The following is an 18,551-nucleotide window of genomic DNA, read 5'->3' on the forward strand; positions in this document are numbered from 1 at the left end:
GCGCCGTCGGTCCGGGCCAGGAGAGCCGGGCTCGGCGAGGGCAGGCGTGCTGGGCTACCGCCGTCGCAGGGTGCCGAAGATGGAGCGGGTGATCTCCCGGGTGATCTGGCGGCCCACACTGCCGATGGTCCTCTCGATCTCCCGGCTGCGGCGCTGGGCGGCGCGCTCGGCCTCCCGCTGACGGCGCTCGGCCTCCTTGGCGGCCTCGCGCTCCAGCCTCTCAGCCTCCTTCTGGCGCTGAGCCGCCTCCTTCTCTGCAGCCTTCTGGGCTGCGGCCTCGGCCTTGGCGGCCTCCTTGGCCGCCTGCTCCGCGGCGCGCGCCTCTTCGGCGGCGCGGGCGTCGGCCTCCACGCGGCCGGCCAGCAGCTCGTAGGCGGATTCGTTGTCCACCGTCGTCGCGTACTTCGAGGCCAGGGCCGAGGAGGACAGCACCTGGGCCACGGTGGTCTCCTGGGCCGGGCCCATGACCGCGGCGGGGGCGTTGATGACCACGGGGGCCACGGGGGCGGGGCGGCCCTTCTCATCCAGGACACTGACCACCGCCTGGCCCGTGCCCAGGCTGGTGAGCACCTGGCTGAGGTTCAGGGGGCTGGTGGGGAAGGTGGAGACCGCCTTCTTCAGGTTCGCCGCATCGGCCGGGGTGTGGGCGCGCAGGGCGTGCTGGACGCGCGAGCCCAGCTGGGCCAGGACGTCGTCGGGAACATCCGTGGGGGACTGGGTGATGAAGACGATGCCCACCCCCTTGGAGCGGATGAGGCGGACCGTGCGCACCACGGCCTCCAGGAAGGCCTTGGTGGCGCCGGAGAAGAGCAGGTGGGCCTCATCGAAGAAGAACACCATCGTGGGCTTGTCCGGATCGCCCACCTCGGGCAGGGTCTCGAAGAGCTCGGCCAGCAGCCACATGAGGAAGGTGGAGAAGAGGGTCCCCTGGGACTGGATATCGGCCAGCTCCAGGGCGGAGATGAGCCCCCGGCCGTCAGGGGCGGTGCGCATGAGGTCGCGCACGTCCAGGGCCGGCTCGCCGAAGAAGGCGTCCCCGCCGGCCGCCTCCAGCGCGGCGATCTCGCGCAGGATGACCCCGGCCGTGGCCGCCGAGACCCCGCCGATGGTCTTGAGCTCGGCCTTGCCGGCATCCGTGTTCGTCAGGTAGTCCACGACGGCGCGCAGGTCCTTGAGGTCCAGCAGCGCCAGGCCCTGGGCGTCGGCCCAGTGGAAGACGAGCTGGAGGGCAGAGGCCTGGGTGTCGTTGAGGCCCAGGACCCGGGACAGCAGGATCGGCCCGAACTCGGTGACCGTGGTGCGGATCGGGGTGCCCTTGACCGCCCCGTCCTGGGCGCCGCCGCCCAGGGTGAACAGCTCCAGGGGGAAGGACTGGGGCGCCCACTGCTGGCCGGTGGCGGCCGTGCGGGCGGTGAGCCTGTCGCTGGTGGCGCCCGGCTCGGCCAGGCCCGTGAGGTCTCCCTTGATGTCGGACAGGAACACCGGGACGCCCGCCGCGCTCAGCCCCTCGGCCAGCAGCTGGAGAGTGCGGGTCTTGCCGGTGCCCGTGGCGCCCGCCACCAGGGCGTGGCGGTTGAGCAGCCCCAGGGGGATGCCGACCGACAGGCCCGCCACGGGGGCGGGCTCGCCCTCGGCCTGGGTGTCCAGGTAGGTGCCCACCGGCAGGGTCGGGGTGGAGAAGGAGTAGCCGTCGCGGACCTGGGCCGCGTAGCCCGACGGCGCTGGGGCGTCCGACGGCGTCGTGGGCCCTGATGGCGCTGCGGGCTCTGCCGGAGCGGCCTGCGGTGGCCCTGACGGCGCGGCGGCGGCCGGCTGGGCGGCTTCCTCGGTGCCTGAGGCCTCCTCGGCGGCTTGCTCCGCGGGCTGGTGATCGGCGGAGGGGGCGTCGGGGAAGGCGCCGGAGGCCAGGGCGGCGTCGAGCGCGGCCTGGGCGGCGGCCGCCTTGGCCGCGGCGGCATCGGCGGCGGCCTGCGCCGCCTCGGCCTTGAGGCGTGCGATATCAGCGGAGTCGGTCATGATGCCATCGTAAACGCTCCCTGTGACATCGGGGCCGAGCTCCCGGGGCGGTGCTGCGGGAGGGGCCCGCCGCCCAGGCCGCTGCCCGCCCGCCCGGGGCCGCCCAGGGCAGCCGTCGCCGCAGATCCGGGCCCCCGGTGCTCCAGAACTCTCCAAGCCCCCGGTGGACGATGCGCGCCGGGATGCCAGTAGCCGCCGGGGAGGGCCCTCACCCACCGCCCTGACGCTGGCTCCCGAGGAGGGACGGATGGACCCGCCATCCGGGCCGGTTGAAGGGGAAGCCGTCCTTGTGACGCAGCCCTCGTGGGGAAGGGGAGGTACTGATCTGCTCTCCTCGCGGTAGCCTCGGCCCATCGAACCCTCCTGGCGGGGCGCGCTGCCACCGGCGGCCCCGCCCAGGAGCCCTGCCCATCCCCAGCGACGAGGTTCGTCCCACCCATGAACCGGTTGACCACCATGCCCCGTGCCCAGGCTCGCCCTCATCGCCCTCTGCGCCCACCGGGGGCGCCCCGATCCCTGGTCCGCCGCCACGGCGCGGCCCGCCCCGGGCATCTAGCCGCCGTCGTCCATGCGGCAGGCGGGCGCTGAGATGCGGATCGCCTTCTTCATCGACGACTACCTGCCCTCGGTCCACGGGGTCGCGACCTCTACGGCGGGCTTCCGCGAGGCGCTGGAGCGCATGGGCCACGAGGTCTTCATCGTCGCGCCCAAGGCCGAGGGCCACACGGACAGCGACGAGCGGATCATCCGCCTGCCCTCCTCGAAGTACTACGTCTTCGACAGCCGGGAGATGGCCAATATCTATCCGGGCCTGGCCAGGAGATTCGACCGCTACGGCTTCGACATCGTCCACAGCCAGACCCAGTTCAGCCTGGGGGTCCTGGCCCACACCGTGGCCAAGCGCCAGGGGATCCCGCATGTGACCACGATTCACACCCTCTACACCGAGCTCATCGACGACTACCCGGTGGCCGTGATGGCCGGGCTCCTCGCCCTGTCCTTCGCCTTCCCCGTGGCGCTGAAGTCCGCCCCGGTGCTGCCCAGGGTCCACCGCGACTCCATCAAGCAGCTGCGCCGGGCCACCATCAAGGCGGCGCTGTCCCGGCACGGATGGCGGCTGACCGCGGCCTTCGCCAACAAGTGCGACGCCTGCCTGGCCCCCTCCCGGCACCTGGCGCAGATCCTCATCGAGGACGGCGGGCTGAGCTCACCGTGCATGATCCTGCCCAACGGCATCGACACCTCCCGCTACCGCCGCGCCCGCGGCGAGGACTCGCCCATCGATAAGGCCCCGGGTCAGCGGTTCATCATCTGCGTGGCCCGCCTCAGCCCTGAGAAGCGCCAGAGGGCGCTCATCGAGGCGCTGCCGCATATCACTGATAGCACCGTCAGCCTCGTGCTGGTGGGCGGAGGGCCCTGCGAGGAGGACCTGCGCCGTCGGGCCGAGGAGCTCGGGGTGAGCCGGCGGGTGATCCTCGCCGGGATGCGGTCACCGGGGGAGGTGGCCGCGATGCTCAAGCAGGCCGACATCTTCGCCCTGGCCTCCTACCACTTCGATAACCAGCCCATGGTGTTCCTGGAGGCCTCCGCGGCGGGGCTGCCCATCGTGTACTGCGATGAGCGCATGACCGAGTGCCTCACCGAGCGCAATGCGGTCCTCGCCGGCGGTATCACGGGGGAGGACCTCGCCCGGGCCTTCAATGGGGTCCTGGGCGATGACGCGCGCCTGGAGGGCCTGCGCCGCGGAGCCCTGGAGGTGTCGCAGGGCTTCGACGTCGCCACTGCCGCATCCAGATTGGTTGGCCTCTACTCCGAGCTTGTAGGTACCTGTCGTGAAAAGTGACGATAATAGATGAGGAAATCCGCTTGACACGCTGAGGTGATGGACTTTTCTTCTGTGGAACTCTGCCAGTCTGCCCGTTCTCAGTCGTTCAAGCAGGTTGAGTCAGTGGATAAGGGGGCGGGTATCATTAAGGTTGCGCACTGAGTGGAGCAGCGATTCGTTGCTGGTCTGCACCTCCACCCGGCAACTGAACTGATCGCCTTCAGGGTAGCCGATGATCTTGATGTTCTTGTCCACGTTGGCGGAGCGGCCGGAGAATATCCGGTAATGCTCGCGGCAGTCGATCTCTTGGTCGCCCTGGTAGATGATCTCAGAATAATGGGGATCATCGCACGAGGTGGGGAGTCCTTGGTGGTTGAAGCATTGGCGGAGCTCTCCGCCATCGGAATATCCATCATTATTATCGTCTTTTGTCCACAGATCCTTCAAGGGGGACATTGGTAATCCCCCTGCATGGGTGACTGAGCACATTCCATTAAAGTCCGGGATCTCCTCGATGGATAAAGATGAATCAAGAATATCGATTCCAGGGTTCCCGCCTAAATGGAGGATGATAGATGTCTCGTCACAGGATCCACTGCTGCTCGAATAGATTTCCCGGGTGTGCTGAGAACTGCATAGTGTCGGGGCGTCGCCATCGTAGCAGCTCGAGGTGGGGGAGCTGGATTCTTCGGGGGCTGGGGTAGGCTCCTGGGTGGTATCGGAATTTATGACGGTGCGGGTGAGAGGTTCTGGTGTGGGGGTGTCGTTGCGGCTCAGGCAATAGATGTGATATGCGACGGGGATGGTTAATATCCCAGCGATGGCGGCAGCAAGATAGATGCCTTCTTTGAGTCTCTTCTGCAGTCGCTTCCGCGGGCCAGTCTTCTCTGGGGTGGATGGGGTGCTGGCCATTGGGCCTCATGCCTTCCTGATAGGCTTATCGCACTTTCATGCTGTACAGTACCGCAGTGATCTTTCCATCCGATGACCTTTTTCCCTCGCGAGGCTCGGAAGTGAGGATGATTTTCAAGGCATTGACGTCCCTGACATCCACGGTGATAGGGGTGGTCTGATTGAAGGGGATGTTCTCGAAATCGTCACTGGTGCCGTTCTTCTCGATCTCCACCTTGAGGACCATGTCGGAGGTCTCCGAGTTGTTGTCCTGGCCTATGGTGAAGGTGAGTTCCTCGTATCGGTTCCCCAGGCGCAACTCCACCTCCTCCTCTGATGAGGAGTAGGGGAAGATGGTAATCCCGATCCCCTTCTGATTCTCTGTGGTGGCGACGTCGAATGTTCCTTCGCGTGCCTCTGGGCTGATCTTGAAAATATCGTCGATGGTGAGCTCTCGATCGGTGGGAAGGGACGGTGCCGCGCCCCCAGTGCTGCCGGGATTCCCCGTGGGGCCGGCGTCCGAGGACGGGGGAGGTGTGGTGCTGTCGCCCTGTGGGTCAGGGGCGGCGCTCGGGGTGGGGGATGGGGGTGTGCTGGTATCGGGGGTCGTGCTGGGGGATTCGGGGGCCGGGTCGGGCGCTGCTGCAGTGACCGCCGTGGAAGCCGTCTCAGCGGTGGGCTGGTCGGCGCTGTCCGTGCCGCAGCCGGAGATGGCCAAGGTGGCGGCCAGTGCGAGCATCATGGGTCGTGAGAACCGGGGAGCGAGTTGTCTCATGAGTGCATGCTAGGCGCGTGTCGATGCGTATGGAATCAGCGGCCCTGCCGCTCCCGCCAAGGGCGTGCCGGTGGTTTTCGTTGCGGTCGTGCAGTATTCGTGGTGCAGGACAAGGAATGCTCGACATCTTCTCGTTTTCGTAAGAACAGAACAAGATTAGTGTTGCCTGGAAGAAAGTTGGGTGTGGCATGAAAAAGCGAGAAGTTTGATGGCTTGAGAGTGCAGGATTCCCCTACTGCCTGATCCGTGGTCCGAGCGCCGGCGCATGCGCAGGCCGTCATGGCCGCGGCGGGGCGCACCGATCGACCGATAGGCTGGCGTCATGCCGATCGCCGTCGTCACCGACTCCGCCGCCTGCCTCACGCGCGGCCTCGCCCAGGACCACGGCATCGAGGTCGTCGCCCTCCACACCCACACCGACGACGCAGGCGCCCCCACCACCTCCCGGCCCGGCGTCGAGGAGCTGGCCCAGGCCTACCGGGCCGCCGCCCGGCGCAGCCGGGAGGTCCTGGCCCTCCACCTGTCCGCCTCCCTGTCCGGCACCCTGGACAACGCCCGCCTGGCGGCCCAGCAGGTCAACGCCGAGGAGGCTGCCCACGTCGAGGTCATCGACTCCGGGACCTGCTCGGCGGCGCTCGCCCTGGCCGCCCTGGCCGCCAGCGGCGCACAGGACCTGCGGCACGGCGCCGCCCTCGCCCACGAGTCCGCGGCCCGCTCCCACCAGTTCTTCATCATCGACAGCCTCAGCGCCCTGGCCCGCTCCGGCCGCATCGACAGGACCACCGCCCGCCTCGGCGGAGTCCTGGGCATCCGCCCCATCCTCGAGGTCGCCCCCGCAGGCATCCGCGCCGTCGAGACCGTGCGAGGAGCCGCACGGGCCCGCAGGCACCTCATCGACCACGCCGTCCGCGCCGCCGGAGGCACCGCCCTGTCAGGGCCCCGCCCCCCGGCCGAGCCCGTGCGCCTGGCGATCCAGGGCGAGGACCCCACGGCCCTCGACCAGCTCGCCCAGGAGCTCCGCGCAGCCCTCGAGGAGTCCGGGGCCCTCACCGTCCAGATGCTCACCCTTCCCATCGATGAGGCCCTGCGCGTCCACCTGGGGCCCGGCGCCCTGGGCATCGCGGTGGCCCCGGCCCTGGGATAGGGCCCCGAGCCGGTCTCCACAGGCCCCGCTCCTGCAGGCCCCGTCCACAGTCACGCCGGGAGCGCCAGACGCCCCGCGAGCCCCGCAGTAGCGTCGAGGCATGGCAGGCAGGCGGGCGCACTCGGGGAAACGGCCCCTCGACGAGCTCGTGCGGCTCGCCTGCTCCACCGACCCGATCGAGCCCGAGACCCATCCCCGGCGCCTGGCCATCGCACCGCGGGCCGCCATCATCACCGGCGTGGCGCTCATCGTCCTGGCCCTCCTGCTCGCCCTGCGCGCCGTCGCCCTGGCGCCCTCGGCCTCGGCTCCGGCCCCCACAGGCGCTCCCGCGCCCGCCCCGGTCCCGACCGACGGCGCCGCAGCGCCACCCGCACAGGCCGATCCAGCGGGCATCGCCGGAGCGCAGCCGCCAGCCGGCCCGACGGCCTCCAGCAGCACCGGGGCGGCAGGAGGCGGCACGGCCCCGGCGGACCCGCTGGGCACCGGCGCCCCCGGGCAGGACCGACTGGTCGTGCACGTCGCCGGAGCCGTCCAGAGCCCCGGGGTGGTCCTGCTGCGCCCAGGGGCGCGCGTCGTCGACGCCATCGAGGCCGCCGGTGGGGCCACCGCCGAGGCGGACACCGACCAGCTCAACCTGGCCCGGGCCCTGGCCGACGGCGAGCAGGTGCGGGTGCCCCGCCTCGGGGAGACCCTCCCGCCCCAGGACCCCGGCCGGGCGGGCGGGCAGGCAGCCCCGAGCGCACCAGGCCCGCCGCCGGGCGATGCGGCTGCCGGCCCCCAGGCGGCCCCCGGCAGCCGCATCAACATCAACACCGCCACCGCCTCCCAGCTCGAGGAGCTCCCCGGGATAGGGCCGGCCCTGGCCCAGCGCATCGTCGAGCACCGCCAGACCCACGGTCCCTTCGCCTCCGTGGAGGACCTCACCGATGTCCCCGGCATCGGCCGGGCCAAGCTCGAGGCCCTCAAGGAGGCGGCCACCGTATGAACCGCGACACCACCCGCGGCCCCCGGCCGCCGACCCTCCCCGCCGCAGCAGCGCCCTGGGACGACCCCGCCGTCCTGTCCGCCCTGGCTCCCTCCCGGCGCGGGCGCGCGCCCGCCCGAACCGGAAAGGCCCCCGAGGCCCTCGACCTGCGGCTCCTGCCCCCAGCCCTCAGCGCCTGGGCAGCGGCCTTCTGGGCGGTCGGGCAACCGGCCGCGGCCTGGGGGACGGTGGCCGCCGCGGCCCTGGCATGCCTGGGCCCCGGCATCCTTCTGGCCATCGCGGCGCTGCGCTTCCGCCCACCGCGCCACCGTGCCGATGACAGGCCGGGCGCGCCCCAGGACCGGCCCGAGACCATCGGGTCACCGGCCGCCAGCCTCCTGGTCTGCCTGGTGGCCATCTGCGGCGTGCTGGCAGTCAGCGCCGCCCAGATGTGGTCCCGCGGCCTGGACCCCCTCACCGCCGCCACCGCGCGCCCGGGCGCCGTGACCCTCCTGGGCACTGTGGCCGAGCAGCCCCGGGTCTCGGCCACGCCCAGGGCCACCACGGTCATCACCATCCTGGATGTCGAGAGCGTCGACGGCCGGCCCAGCCGGCAGCGGGCCATCGTCCTGGCAGGGCAGGAGTGGGCTCGCCTGGACATGGGGGACCGGGTGCGGGTGCGCGCGAGCCCCCGGGCCACCGAGCCCGGCAGGCGGGAGACGGCCCTCATCGGGCGCTCCGCCACCGTGCGGCTCCTCGAGCCGGCCTCGGGCGCCCTGGGCGCCGTCACCGCCCTCAGACGGGGACTGGCCCGGGCCGTCGGCGCCCCCACCGGGGGGACCGAGGGTGCAGCGGCCCTACCGGGGCCCTGGCCCCGGGGCAGCCGCGAGCTCGTGCCCGGCGTGGCCCTGGGGGACGACCACGCCCTGCCCGCCGAAGTGCGCCAGGACATGCGCACCGTGTCCATGACCCACCTCACGGCCGTCTCCGGGCAGCATGTGGCCATCGTCCTGGGGCTGTGCCTGGCGGCCCTGGGGGTGGTGCCGCGCCGGTGGCGGGCCCTGGTCGGCGCCCTCCTCCTGGCCGGCCTGGTCATCCTCGTGCGCCCCTCGGGATCGGTGCTGCGCTCAGCCGCCATGGGGTCGGTCATGCTCCTCGGGGTGGCCGCGGGACGGCGGGCGGCGGCGCTGCCCTCCCTGTGCGCCGCCATCCTCCTGCTACTGCTGGCCGACCCCTGGCAGTCCCGCGACTACGGCTTCGCCCTGTCCGTGTCAGCCACGGCGGGCATCCTGCTGGGGCAGCGCCCGATGGCCGCGGCCCTGTCCCGGCGCCTGCCGCGGTGGGCGGCCACCGCCCTGGCCCTGCCCCTGGTGGCCCAGGCAGCCTGCGCCCCCATCCTCATCCTCCTCCAGCCCAGCGCGGGGGCCTGGTCGGTCCCCGCCAACGTCCTGGCCGCCCCCGTGGTCCCCCTGGTCACGGTCTGCGGCATCCTGGCCACCCTCATCGCGCCCCTGTGGCCCGCGGCCGCCGGGCTCATCGCCTGGCCGGCCACGGCGGGCTGCGCCTGGCTGGTGGCGGTCGCCGGTGCCCTCGCCCACCTGCCGGGAGCCCGGATGCCCTGGCCCGCCGGGATCACCGGCGCGCTCGCCGCCGCCGGGGCCGAGGCCGTCGTCGTCGCCCTGGCCCACCCCGGGGCGCGCCGCAGGTGCGCAGGCCTGCTGCGCCGCCCTCCCGGCCCCGGGCGCCTGCCGGGCGGCCCGCGCCGGGCAGTGGGGCTCAGGCGGCCGCCCCGTGGCAGGCTTGTCCCATGGCATCGCCCCGATCCTCGCGCTCCCGAGGCGCGCGCAGCTCCCGCGGCTCCGGCGCCCCGGCAGGAATCCCCTGGGACCAGGCCGAGCTCGCCCCGGTGGTCCTCATCCGCGCCGGGGAGGAGATCCTGGCCGACCGTGCTGTGGCCCTCCTCGTGGCCCAGGCCAGGGCCAAGGACCCCACGACGCAGGTCACGCGGGTCGAGGCCGCCACCTATGAGGCCCACCAGCTCGACACCCTCGTGTCGCCCTCCCTGTTCGGGGAGCCGCGGCTCATCCTCATCCCCGCCCTGGAGCAGATGACCGACGCCCTCCTGAGCGACCTGCTGGCCTACGTGGGGACCGCCGACCCGGAGGTCGCCGTGATCCTGCGCCACAACGGCGGCCAGCGCGGCAAGAGGCTCCTCGATGCGATCAAGGCCTCCCCCTACCCCGTCATCGCCTGCGACGCCATCAAGAGCCCCAAGGACAAGTCCGCCCTCGTCACCGCCGACGTGCGCCGCGCCGGGCGGCGCATCGAGCCCGAGGCCGTGGGGGCCCTGGTCGACGCCCTGGGCAGCGACGTGCGCGAGCTGGCCTCCGCCGTCGACCAGCTCCTGGCCGACACCCAGGGCACCGTGAGCGTGGAGCACGTGCGCACCTACTACGCCGGGCGCATCGAGGCCACCGGCTTCACCGTCGCCGACGCCGCCGCGGCAGGCAACGCCCCCGCCGCCGTGACGGCCCTGCGCCACGCCGTGGCCACGGGCACCGACCCGGTGGCCATCGTGGCGGCCCTGGCCATGAAGATCCGCCAGCTGGCGCGCGTGGCCGCTGCCGGGGGCCGGCGGATGAGCCCCGCGGAGCTGGGCATGGCCCCCTGGCAGGTGGACCGGGCCCGGCGCGAGCTCTCCGGCTGGTCCGACGACGCCCTGGCCACCTCCATCCTGGCCGTGGCCCGGGCCGACGCCGAGACCAAGGGCGCCAGCCGCGACCCCGTCTACGCCGTCGAGCGCGCCGTCCTGGCCATCTGCCGGGCCCGGGGCGCGGGAGCCGCGCCCCGGAGCGGGGGGCGGCCCGCCCGCTGAGGCGCTACCGCTTCTTGTACAGCGACTTGGTGGCGTAGACCGGCTCGTTGGTGACCTGCACGCCCAGGGAGCGGAAGATGCCCTCGTCCACGGGGCCCAGGATCGTGGAGGTGTGCACGTCGCAGCCGCGCAGGCTCTCCAGCTGATCCAGGGCACGCCGCGCATTGTCGTCCCCATTGGCTGAGACGGCCAGGGCGATGAGCACCTCGTCGGTGTGCAGCCGCGGGTTGCGCGAGCCCAGGTGCTGGGTCTTGAGGGTCTGGATGGGCTCGATGGACTCCGGCGCCAGCAGCTCCACGCCGTCCTCGATGCCCGCCAGGGTCTTGAGGGCGTTGAGCAGCATCGCCGAGCAGCAGCCCAGCAGGGCGCTGGTCTTGCCGGTGACGATCCGCCCGTCGGGCAGCTCGATGGCGGCCCCCGGCGCGTGAGTGGCGCGGGCCACCCGCAGGGCCGGGTCCACCACGGGGCGGTCGTGGGTGCTCACCCCCACCTTGGCCATGAGCAGGGCGATGCGGTTGGACTGGACGGGCTCTGCGGCGTCGCGCTTCTCGGCCACCAGCGCCTTGTAGTAGCGGCGGATGATCTCCTGGCGGGAGGCCTCCCGGCAGGCCTCGTCGTCGCTGATGCAGTGCCCGGCCATGTTGACACCCATGTCCGTGGGTGAGGCGTAGGGGCAGGAGCCCAGGATCTCCTCGAACAGGCGGGTGAGCACCGGGAAGATCTCCACGTCCCGGTTGTAGTTGACGGTCTGGACGCCGTGGGCGGCCAGGTGGAAGGGGTCGATCATGTTGACGTCGTCGAGGTCGGCGGTGGCGGCCTCGTAGGCGATGTTGACCGGGTGGTCCAGGGGCAGGTTCCAGATGGGGAAGGTCTCGAACTTGGCGTAGCCGGAGGCCAGGCCCCGCTGGTGGTCGTGGTAGAGCTGGGACAGGCAGGTGGCCATCTTGCCCGAGCCCGGCCCGGGGGCGGTGACGACCACCAGGTCGCGGCTGGTCTCGATGTACTCGTTGCGCCCGTAGCCCTCATCGGAGACGATGCGCGCGACGTCGTTGGGATAGCCGGGGATGGGGAAGTGGCGGTAGACCTTCAGCCCCAGGGTCTCCAGCTTGCGCTTGAAGTCCTGTGCCTGGCGGTTGTCGTGGGTCCACTGGGTGATGACGACGCTGGCCACGTACAGCCCGTAGCCGCGGAAGGCGTCGATGTGGCGCAGCAGGTCGTCCTCGTAGGGGATGCCCAGGTCGGCGCGCACCTTGTTGCGGGCGAAGTCCTTGGCGTTGACGGCCACGACCACCTCGACCTCGCTGGCCAGCTCGGCGAGCATGACGATCTTGTTGTCGGGGGTGAAGCCAGGCAGGACGCGGGAGGCGTGCATGTCGTCGACGAGCTTGCCGCCGAACTCCAGGTAGAGCTTGCCCCCGAACTGGGAGCGCCGCTCGGCGATGTGGGTGGACTGCATGTGCAGGTACTTGTCGCGGTCGAATCCGATGCGCATCGACTCTCCTGGTGGGGGTTGGGGGCAGGGACGGTCAGTAGGGACGGGGCGGGAAAAAGGGGAGGGCGCCTCCCGGTGGGGAGGCGCCCTCGACGTTGCTCACTGCTGTGCGGGCCTTACAGGGAGGCGACGCGCTTGGCGAGCTTGGACTTGCGGTTGGCGGCCTGGTTCTTGTGAATGACTCCCTTGGAGACGGCCTTGTCCAGCTTGCGGGAGGCGGCCTTGAGGTGCTCGAGAGCGGCGTCCTTGTCTCCGGCCTCAACGGCCTCGCGCACGCGGCGCACGTAGGTCTTGAGCTCGGACTTGACGGACTTGTTGCGCAGGCGGGCCTTCTCGTTGGTCTTGATGCGCTTGATCTGGGACTTGATGTTCGCCACGGTGAAGCTTTCTCGTGTCTGGTTCGGTCGATGGCCGGAAGAGAGGGTTCGCGCCGCGGGCCGACATGGAGGTGGTGGGGCACCTGGCTGGCCCGGTCGCCGGACCCCGCAGCCGGCCAGGCCAGAGGTCCAGGGGGTGACTCTACCAGGCCGGATTCTCAAGGGCTTCGTGCGCACGGGCACCGGGCGCGTGAACTTGCTCGCCTGCGCCGAGCTCCACCTGGCTCTCCGCTCGCTCGATGAGCCTGGGGTCGTGGGTGGCCACGAGGATCGCCGCGGAGGTCCGGGCCCATTCGTCCAGGGCTCCGATGACCAGCGCGGCCAGCTCCTCATCGGCCCCGGCGGTGGGCTCATCGAGGATGACCAGGCGGGGGCGCTCCATCAGCAGTGTGCGAGCCAGGGCCACCCGCATCCGCTCCCCGCCGCTGAGCAGGCCCGTGCGGGTCCGGGACAGGTGGGTGAGCCTCGCGGCGGCCAGGGCATCGGCGATCCGTGCTCCGCGCTGGCGCCGGGGGAGCCCGAGCGCCCACGCGGCGTGGCGCAGTGCGGCGACGGGGGTCCAGGAGTCCTCCAGAAGGAGGTCCTGGGGCTGGAGGGCGATCGTGGTGCGGTGCGCCCGGCGGATGTCGCGCGGGCTCATACGTCCGGAGTGCTGGCCATCGATGGTCACGGTCCCGGTGAAATCGAGGTCGTGCAGGCCCAGGCACCACGCGGTGGTGGTCTTGCCGGAGCCGTTGGGACCGCTGAGGGCCGTGACGGTGCCCTCCCTCAGGGACAGGTCGAGCCCGTCGACGAGCAGGCGCCCGCCCCTGGAGATGGTCAGGCCTGTGGCGGTGAGCGTGTCAGTCATGGTGGGCCTGCCTCCTGCGGCGGGGATGGGTGGGCCGAGCGGTGGTGTGGCGCGCTCCTACGACAGCGGCCGCGGTGAGGGCCAGGGCGCACGCAGCCTGGGTGAGGGCCAGTTCAGCGCTGGGCTGGGTCAGAAGCGGCCAGGCGAGGATGAGCACGGGGATCGTGATGAGGATCGCGGTCAAGAGGTGACCGGCCAGCGGCCGCTGGCCCAGGAGGCGCTCGATCTCTCGCCTGCGCCGCCTGGCCTGCGCCCAGGCCCGTGCCGCGAGCCCGGCGCTGGCCACGGCACCGGTGCCTGCGGTCAGCAGGATGAGTGCGTGGAGGACTGCTGTGCGCGTGGTCTGCTCCCTGAGGGCCGTGTTGCCGGTGCCGACGGTGTCGAAGCGCGCCACGAGGTCCTCCACATGGTGCTCGCGCAGGTTCTCGCGCAGGGAGACGAGGCTGTGGCCGGTGAGGGCTGCGGCCCCCTGGGTGATGGCGGACAGGTAGTCGTCCGGGGCGAAGTAGCCGTCGGGGACCACGGCGATGAGGCAATCATCGGTGCGGGTGCCCTCGGTGCTGAGGAAGAAGCTGACGGCGGGGAGGTTCTCCGGCAGGAGCGCGCTGACCTCCTCCAGGTCGTGAGCGGTGACGGTGATCGTGCTCGCGCTCGCCCCGTGCAGGGCATTGAAGCGGGCCTGCTCGACGAGCCCCTGGGTCAGGGCCTCGTCCTGGCTGGCCAGCGATTGGGGCCGGTAGAGGGCTACCCGCTGCTCGGCGACCTCGGGCAGGCCGTAGTGGGCTGCGGCCGTGTTGTTGAGGTAGAGTGTGGGCGGCCCACTGCCGTCCTCGTTGGAGCCGTTGGGGATCGCCCAGGCCAGGACGAGGTGCCCCTCCTCCTGGGCCTGGGCGATGAAGGACGCGATCTGCGGCGTCTTGGCATTCAAGGTGGGTTCGCTGACCGACCAGATGCTCAGGGTAGTGGCTGCAGGGAGGGACTGCTGGGCCTGGGCCTGGTTGCGCAGTGCTTGCGCCTGGAGGACATCGATGATGAGGCTGGTGCTCGCGGTGGAGAAGGACCAGGTCATGGTCAGCACGAGTGCGTAGGTCAGCAGAGCGATCCCGTGGCGTGGATGCGCCTCAGTGCCGGGGCGCCGCCGGGTCCCAGCGGCGAGCACGGCCCATCCTGCCAATGTGCCGGTCAGGGTTGCGGCGAGGGTCAGGGCCGTGCAGCAGGCGATGAGCTCGGCGCTCATGCGGTGGATGCTCAGCACGGCGGAGCCGTAGATGTCGCAGGCCACCAGCAGGGCCAGTAGGGCCAGGGGCAGCAGGAGCCACCGGCATGCTGTCAGGAGGCTGTTCTTGAGGAGGTGGAGGGCCAGGCGGGCGTGGGAGCGGCCCAGCAGTCGGGCGCTTCTGTAGGAGGAGGACTGGGTGGTGGTGGCAAGGGCCAGGACGAGCGCCAGGACCATCTGGGCTATCAGCAGGCTCACGCCGATCTCGGAGTTGATGGCGGTGGACAGGGCAAGGCCCGGTGCCAGGGTCCCTGATCCGCTGATCCGATCACTCCACCGGTCGGCGGCGTGGTTGAGGAACTGAGCGGTGCCCTGCCGGGAGCCGATGGCGTACCACCCGCCCAGGGCATCATCCTGGACGGTGCTGCCACCGTAGGCGATGGGCTCCGGCAGGAGCAGGGGGGTCAGTGGTGGACGGATGTAGTCGTCGGCCTCGTAACCGAGGATCTCGACGTTGGTGGTCGAGAAGGACTCATCGATGGTGTCTGCGAAGGCTGTGATGTGGCGTACCTGGGCGACCTCGACGTCGGCCTGCTCGCCGATCTGACGAAGCTCATCCGGGTCGACGCCGGTACTGCTGATGATGACGTAGCCGCTCGCCTCGGCCGGGAACAAGGACAGGAGCGTCTGGGGGACAAGCAGGATGGTCGCCAGGCAAAGTGCGAGGTTGAGGGCCCAGGTGGCTCTGAGAAAATTCTTCATGGGAGTGTCGTGCAGTAGGCGGATCCGCCCACTTTCGACAATTTGCATGAGATCGTACTTCTCCAGGCCTGGAAAAGGCCGATCTCATGCAAATTGTCGAAAGTGGGGTCAGGAGTGGTGGGCGCGCAGGGCCGCGACGACGGCCTCGAAGGTGCCGCGCGGCATGGTGGCGCCCTCGCGGCGCACCGCGCCCGGCTCTACGCTCAGCAGCCGGTCCAGGCGCACCTCGCTGGGGCGGCCCCGCGAGTCCCACGGCCCCGAGCCGACGTCGTGCCAGTGGCGGCCCCAACGCGCCTCCTGGGCGGCGTCGCGGTCGTGGTCCTTCGATGTCATCTGGGCCACCACCAGCAGGCCCCGGGCGCGGGCGAGCACGAGCACCGGGCGGTCCTTGCCCCGGGCGGCATCCTCCTCATAGGGCACCCAGGTCCACACGACCTCGCCGGGGTCGGCATCCCCGTCGGGATCGGGGCTGTAGGTGAAGTCGGGCAGGCCCAGGGCCGCGACGTCGTAGACCGCCACCCCGCGATGCGGCGCGCTGCCGCCGCCCCGAGCGCCGTCGTCGGTCCCGCGGCCGGGGTGGTCGGCCCCACGGGACGAGGCGCCGCTGGGCTTGGGGTGCGAGCTGTCCCTGGAGGCGGCGCCCTTGCGCTGGGCACCGGGGGAGCTCGGTGAGGCGGGCCTCGCCGTCCCCCCGCCTCCTGGGCCTGGGGCGGTCTCGGCACTGGGGCGATCGGCGGGGCCGTCGGTGGCCCCCGTCGGCTTCGTCGCGGTTGTCAGCGCCTCGGAGGCGGCATCGGCGGCGGCGCGCCCGAGCACGCGCAGGATCCGGTTGAGCAGACTGGCCATGGGGCCACCCTAGCCGCAGCCGCATCGACGGCGCCCCGCAGGCCCGGCCGGGCCTGCGGAGCGCCGATCAGCTTCGATGAGCGCCTCGGAGGCGGCGACAGCGGCTAGTGCCCGCTCCCCAGGCCCAGCCTCTCCTCCATCTCCTCCAGGGGCACGCCCTTGGTCTCGGGCATCGTGGTCAGCACCCAGATGAGTTGGCCGACCATGCACACCAGGAACAGGGTGAAGGCCCATCCGCCGCCCAGGCCCCCGGCGATGGCCGGGAAGCTCCAGGAGATGACCGCGGCGAAGAACCAGTGGGTGAAGGAGCCCAGGGCCTGGCCGCGGGCGCGGATGCGGCTGGGGAAGATCTCGGAGATGAACACCCAGATCACCGAGCCCTGGCCGAAGGCGTGAGCGGCGATGAACACCAGCAGGCTCAGCAGCACCAGGGTGGAGGCGCCGCCGCTGAAGCTCTCGCCCGACATGAAGAACACCACCGCGATCGATCCCAGGGAGATGAGGTAGCCGATGGAGCCCACGATCATCAGTTTACGGCGGCCGAACTTGTCGATGACGGTCAGTGCTGTCATCGTGGCGATGAGGTTCATGGCCCCGACCGCGATGGAGGACAGGAATGCGGTATCCGAGCCCGCCCCCGCCATGCGGAAGATGTCCGGGGCGTAGTACATGATGGCGTTGATCCCCGAGAGCTGGTTGAAGGCCGCGATCGCGAAGGCCAGGAGGATGACCCGGTAGTTGCGGGGCACGAAGAACGGGGCCTTGCCCATGGAGGCGTCCTGCTTCAGCGCCTGCTCGATCTCCCCGATCTCGAAGTCGGCCTCCTGGCGCGAGGAGGTCAGGCGCTCGACGATGGAGCGGGCCAGCTCGGTGCGGCCCTTGCCGTAGAGCCAGCGGGGGCTCTCGGGGATGGTCAGGGCCAGAAGGAGGAAGGCCATGGCGGGGACCGCCTCGATGCCGAACATCCAGCGCCAGGCCACCTCGTAGTCGAAGACCTTGGCCAGCACGTAGTTGGACAGGTAGGCCAGCAGGATGCCGAGCACCACGTTGAACTGCACGAGCCCCACCAGGCGTCCCCGCACCCGGGCGGGGGAGATCTCAGCGGTGTAGATCGGTGCCACCACGGAGGCCCCGCCCACGCCGATGCCGCCGATGAGGCGGAAGAACATGAACAGGTACCAGTCGGAGACCAGGGCCGAGCCCAGGGCTGAGACCGTGTAGAGCAGGCCGATGGTCAGCAGGATGTTCTTGCGGCCCCAGATGTCCGCGGGGCGCCCCGCGGACATGGCGCCGATGATGGTTCCGATGAGGGCGGTGGCCACCGTGAACCCGAGACCGAACTCGCTCAGGTCGAAGACCGAGCGCAGGTTGTTGGTGGTCCCGGAGATGACGGCTGTGTCGAATCCGAAGAGGAGTCCTCCCAGCGCGGCCACGATGGCGCTGCGGATGACGAGTGGGCTGATCTTGCTGCTGGTGGCTGACGGCATCGTCGGCTTCCTTCATCGCAGGATGGGCTGCCGAGCGCAACCCGAGGTGATCGCACACTACCAGGGCAGCGCCACCGCCTCCCCACTTTCGACAATTTGCATGAGATCGTACTTCTCCAGGCCCGGAGAAGTACGATCTCATGCAAATTGTCGAAAAGAAGGGGTTAGGGGGCGCGGGTGGCCGCCTTCATCGCCGCCACGAAGCCGATGAGCTCGGCGCGCAGCGCCTCCAGGGCGGCCGCATGGGCCGGCGAGCCCTCCGCCTCCGTCTGCGCCGCCTGGGCCAGGGCGGGGACGTGGGCCTCGATGATCTGGACCGTCGCCGAGCCCGAGATCGCCCCATCTGCCCCCGCCGCGATGGCCTCGGCCACCTGCTCGGGCCGGGAGATCCCGAAGCCGAGCATCACCGGTGCCGCCCCGGCCCCCCGCAGCCGCTCCACCGCCTGGGCCAGGCCCACCGTGGAGGAGGCGTGCTCGGTGCCGGTGACCCCCACCCGCGACACGGCGTAGATGTAGCCGCGCGAGGCCCCCGCCACCGCATCCAGGGTGTGCTCGGCGGCCGAGGGCGGGGCGATGTAGACCGCATCGACCCCGGCATCGGCCGCAGCCGCGGAGAAGGCCGCGGACTCGCGCACCGGCACATCGGGCAGCAGCACCGAGTCGATGCCCACCGCCGCGCACCGGGCGTAGAAGGCCTCCAGCCCCAGCGCGAAGGGGACATTGCCGTAGATGAGCATGCCGATGGGCAGCTCCGGGTGGCGGGAGCGCACCCGGCCCACCACCTCCAGGCAGGCATCGAAGCCCACACCCGCCTCCAGGGCTCGGATATGGGCCCGCTGGATGGTGGGACCGTCGGCCACCGGGTCGGAGAAGGGCACGCCCAGCTCCAGGGCATCGGCGCCCCCCTCGATGAGGGCCTCGATGATGGCCTCACTGGCCGACGCCGTGGGGTCGCCCACCATGACGAAGGGCACGAAGGCCCCCTCACCGCGCTCGTCCAGGGAGCGGAACATCTGGGGGTAGCGGCTCAT

14 protein-coding genes and 1 pseudogene are annotated in these 18,551 nt (G+C 71.1%); 5 read left to right on the plus strand and 10 right to left on the minus strand.

What is annotated here, in order from left to right:
* Window positions 1–54: 54 nt before the first annotated feature.
* Window positions 55–2,016 carry a helicase HerA-like domain-containing protein gene (locus J5X07_RS02735; RefSeq protein WP_208478590.1) on the minus strand — a complete coding sequence of 654 codons (1,962 nt, stop codon included), beginning with the start codon at window positions 2,014–2,016 and terminating at the stop codon, window positions 55–57.
* 589 nt (window positions 2,017–2,605) lie between these two features.
* On the opposite strand from J5X07_RS02735, the gene J5X07_RS02740 reads away from it, so the two are divergent.
* Window positions 2,606–3,859: a glycosyltransferase gene (locus J5X07_RS02740; RefSeq protein ID WP_208478591.1), complete on the plus strand. Its 1,254-nt coding sequence runs from the start codon at window positions 2,606–2,608 to the stop codon at window positions 3,857–3,859.
* A 102-nt stretch (window positions 3,860–3,961) separates the two neighbouring features.
* On the opposite strand, the gene J5X07_RS02745 is transcribed toward J5X07_RS02740, so the two are convergent.
* Together J5X07_RS02745 and J5X07_RS02750 are read right to left on the minus strand one after the other, a co-directional pair.
* On the minus strand, window positions 3,962–4,753 hold the full coding sequence (locus J5X07_RS02745; RefSeq protein WP_208478592.1) for a hypothetical protein: 792 nt from the start codon (window positions 4,751–4,753) through the stop codon (window positions 3,962–3,964).
* 25 nt (window positions 4,754–4,778) lie between these two features.
* Window positions 4,779–5,507, minus strand: coding sequence for a hypothetical protein (locus tag J5X07_RS02750; RefSeq protein WP_208478593.1), 729 nt, complete (start codon window positions 5,505–5,507; stop codon window positions 4,779–4,781).
* Between the two features lie 322 nt (window positions 5,508–5,829).
* On the opposite strand from J5X07_RS02750, the gene J5X07_RS02755 reads away from it, so the two are divergent.
* From J5X07_RS02755 to holA, 4 genes and pseudogenes are all read left to right on the plus strand, one after another.
* A complete protein-coding gene (locus J5X07_RS02755; protein ID WP_208478594.1) occupies window positions 5,830–6,651 on the plus strand; it encodes a DegV family protein in 822 nt (273 codons plus the stop codon).
* A 148-nt stretch (window positions 6,652–6,799) separates the two neighbouring features.
* Window positions 6,800–7,636: a ComEA family DNA-binding protein gene (locus tag J5X07_RS02760; protein WP_208478639.1), complete on the plus strand. Its 837-nt coding sequence runs from the start codon at window positions 6,800–6,802 to the stop codon at window positions 7,634–7,636.
* A 638-nt stretch (window positions 7,637–8,274) separates the two neighbouring features.
* Window positions 8,275–9,264 (plus strand): annotated as a pseudogene (locus J5X07_RS13220) (ComEC/Rec2 family competence protein); the annotation flags it as partial.
* A 158-nt stretch (window positions 9,265–9,422) separates the two neighbouring features.
* Window positions 9,423–10,490 (plus strand): DNA polymerase III subunit delta, encoded by a 1,068-nt coding sequence (gene holA, locus J5X07_RS02770; protein ID WP_243896358.1) that lies wholly within the window; start codon window positions 9,423–9,425, stop codon window positions 10,488–10,490.
* A 4-nt stretch (window positions 10,491–10,494) separates the two neighbouring features.
* Here holA and J5X07_RS02775 read toward each other — a convergent pair whose 3' ends face one another.
* From J5X07_RS02775 to trpA, 7 genes are all read right to left on the minus strand, one after another.
* On the minus strand, window positions 10,495–11,982 hold the full coding sequence (locus J5X07_RS02775) for a DUF1846 domain-containing protein (protein ID WP_208478596.1): 1,488 nt from the start codon (window positions 11,980–11,982) through the stop codon (window positions 10,495–10,497).
* A gap of 116 nt (window positions 11,983–12,098) precedes the next feature.
* Complete coding sequence (gene rpsT, locus J5X07_RS02780) at window positions 12,099–12,359, minus strand: 30S ribosomal protein S20 (RefSeq protein WP_009396927.1); 261 nt, start codon at window positions 12,357–12,359, stop codon at window positions 12,099–12,101.
* A gap of 142 nt (window positions 12,360–12,501) precedes the next feature.
* Window positions 12,502–13,209, minus strand: coding sequence for an ATP-binding cassette domain-containing protein (locus J5X07_RS02785; protein ID WP_208478597.1), 708 nt, complete (start codon window positions 13,207–13,209; stop codon window positions 12,502–12,504).
* On the minus strand, window positions 13,202–15,187 hold the full coding sequence (locus tag J5X07_RS02790) for a hypothetical protein (protein ID WP_124934305.1): 1,986 nt from the start codon (window positions 15,185–15,187) through the stop codon (window positions 13,202–13,204). The genes J5X07_RS02785 and J5X07_RS02790 overlap by 8 nt, the downstream gene beginning before the upstream one ends.
* Window positions 15,188–15,295: 108 nt before the next feature.
* Window positions 15,296–16,033 carry a type II toxin-antitoxin system PemK/MazF family toxin gene (locus J5X07_RS02795; protein ID WP_208478598.1) on the minus strand — a complete coding sequence of 246 codons (738 nt, stop codon included), beginning with the start codon at window positions 16,031–16,033 and terminating at the stop codon, window positions 15,296–15,298.
* A gap of 104 nt (window positions 16,034–16,137) precedes the next feature.
* Entirely contained in the window at window positions 16,138–17,520 is a 1,383-nt protein-coding gene (locus J5X07_RS02800) for a sugar porter family MFS transporter (RefSeq protein ID WP_124934277.1), read from the minus strand.
* Between the two features lie 164 nt (window positions 17,521–17,684).
* Entirely contained in the window at window positions 17,685–18,551 is an 867-nt protein-coding gene (trpA, locus tag J5X07_RS02805) for a tryptophan synthase subunit alpha (RefSeq protein WP_208478599.1), read from the minus strand.

Source organism: Actinomyces bowdenii (assembly GCF_017592395.1).
Lineage (GTDB): Bacteria > Actinomycetota > Actinomycetes > Actinomycetales > Actinomycetaceae > Actinomyces > Actinomyces bowdenii.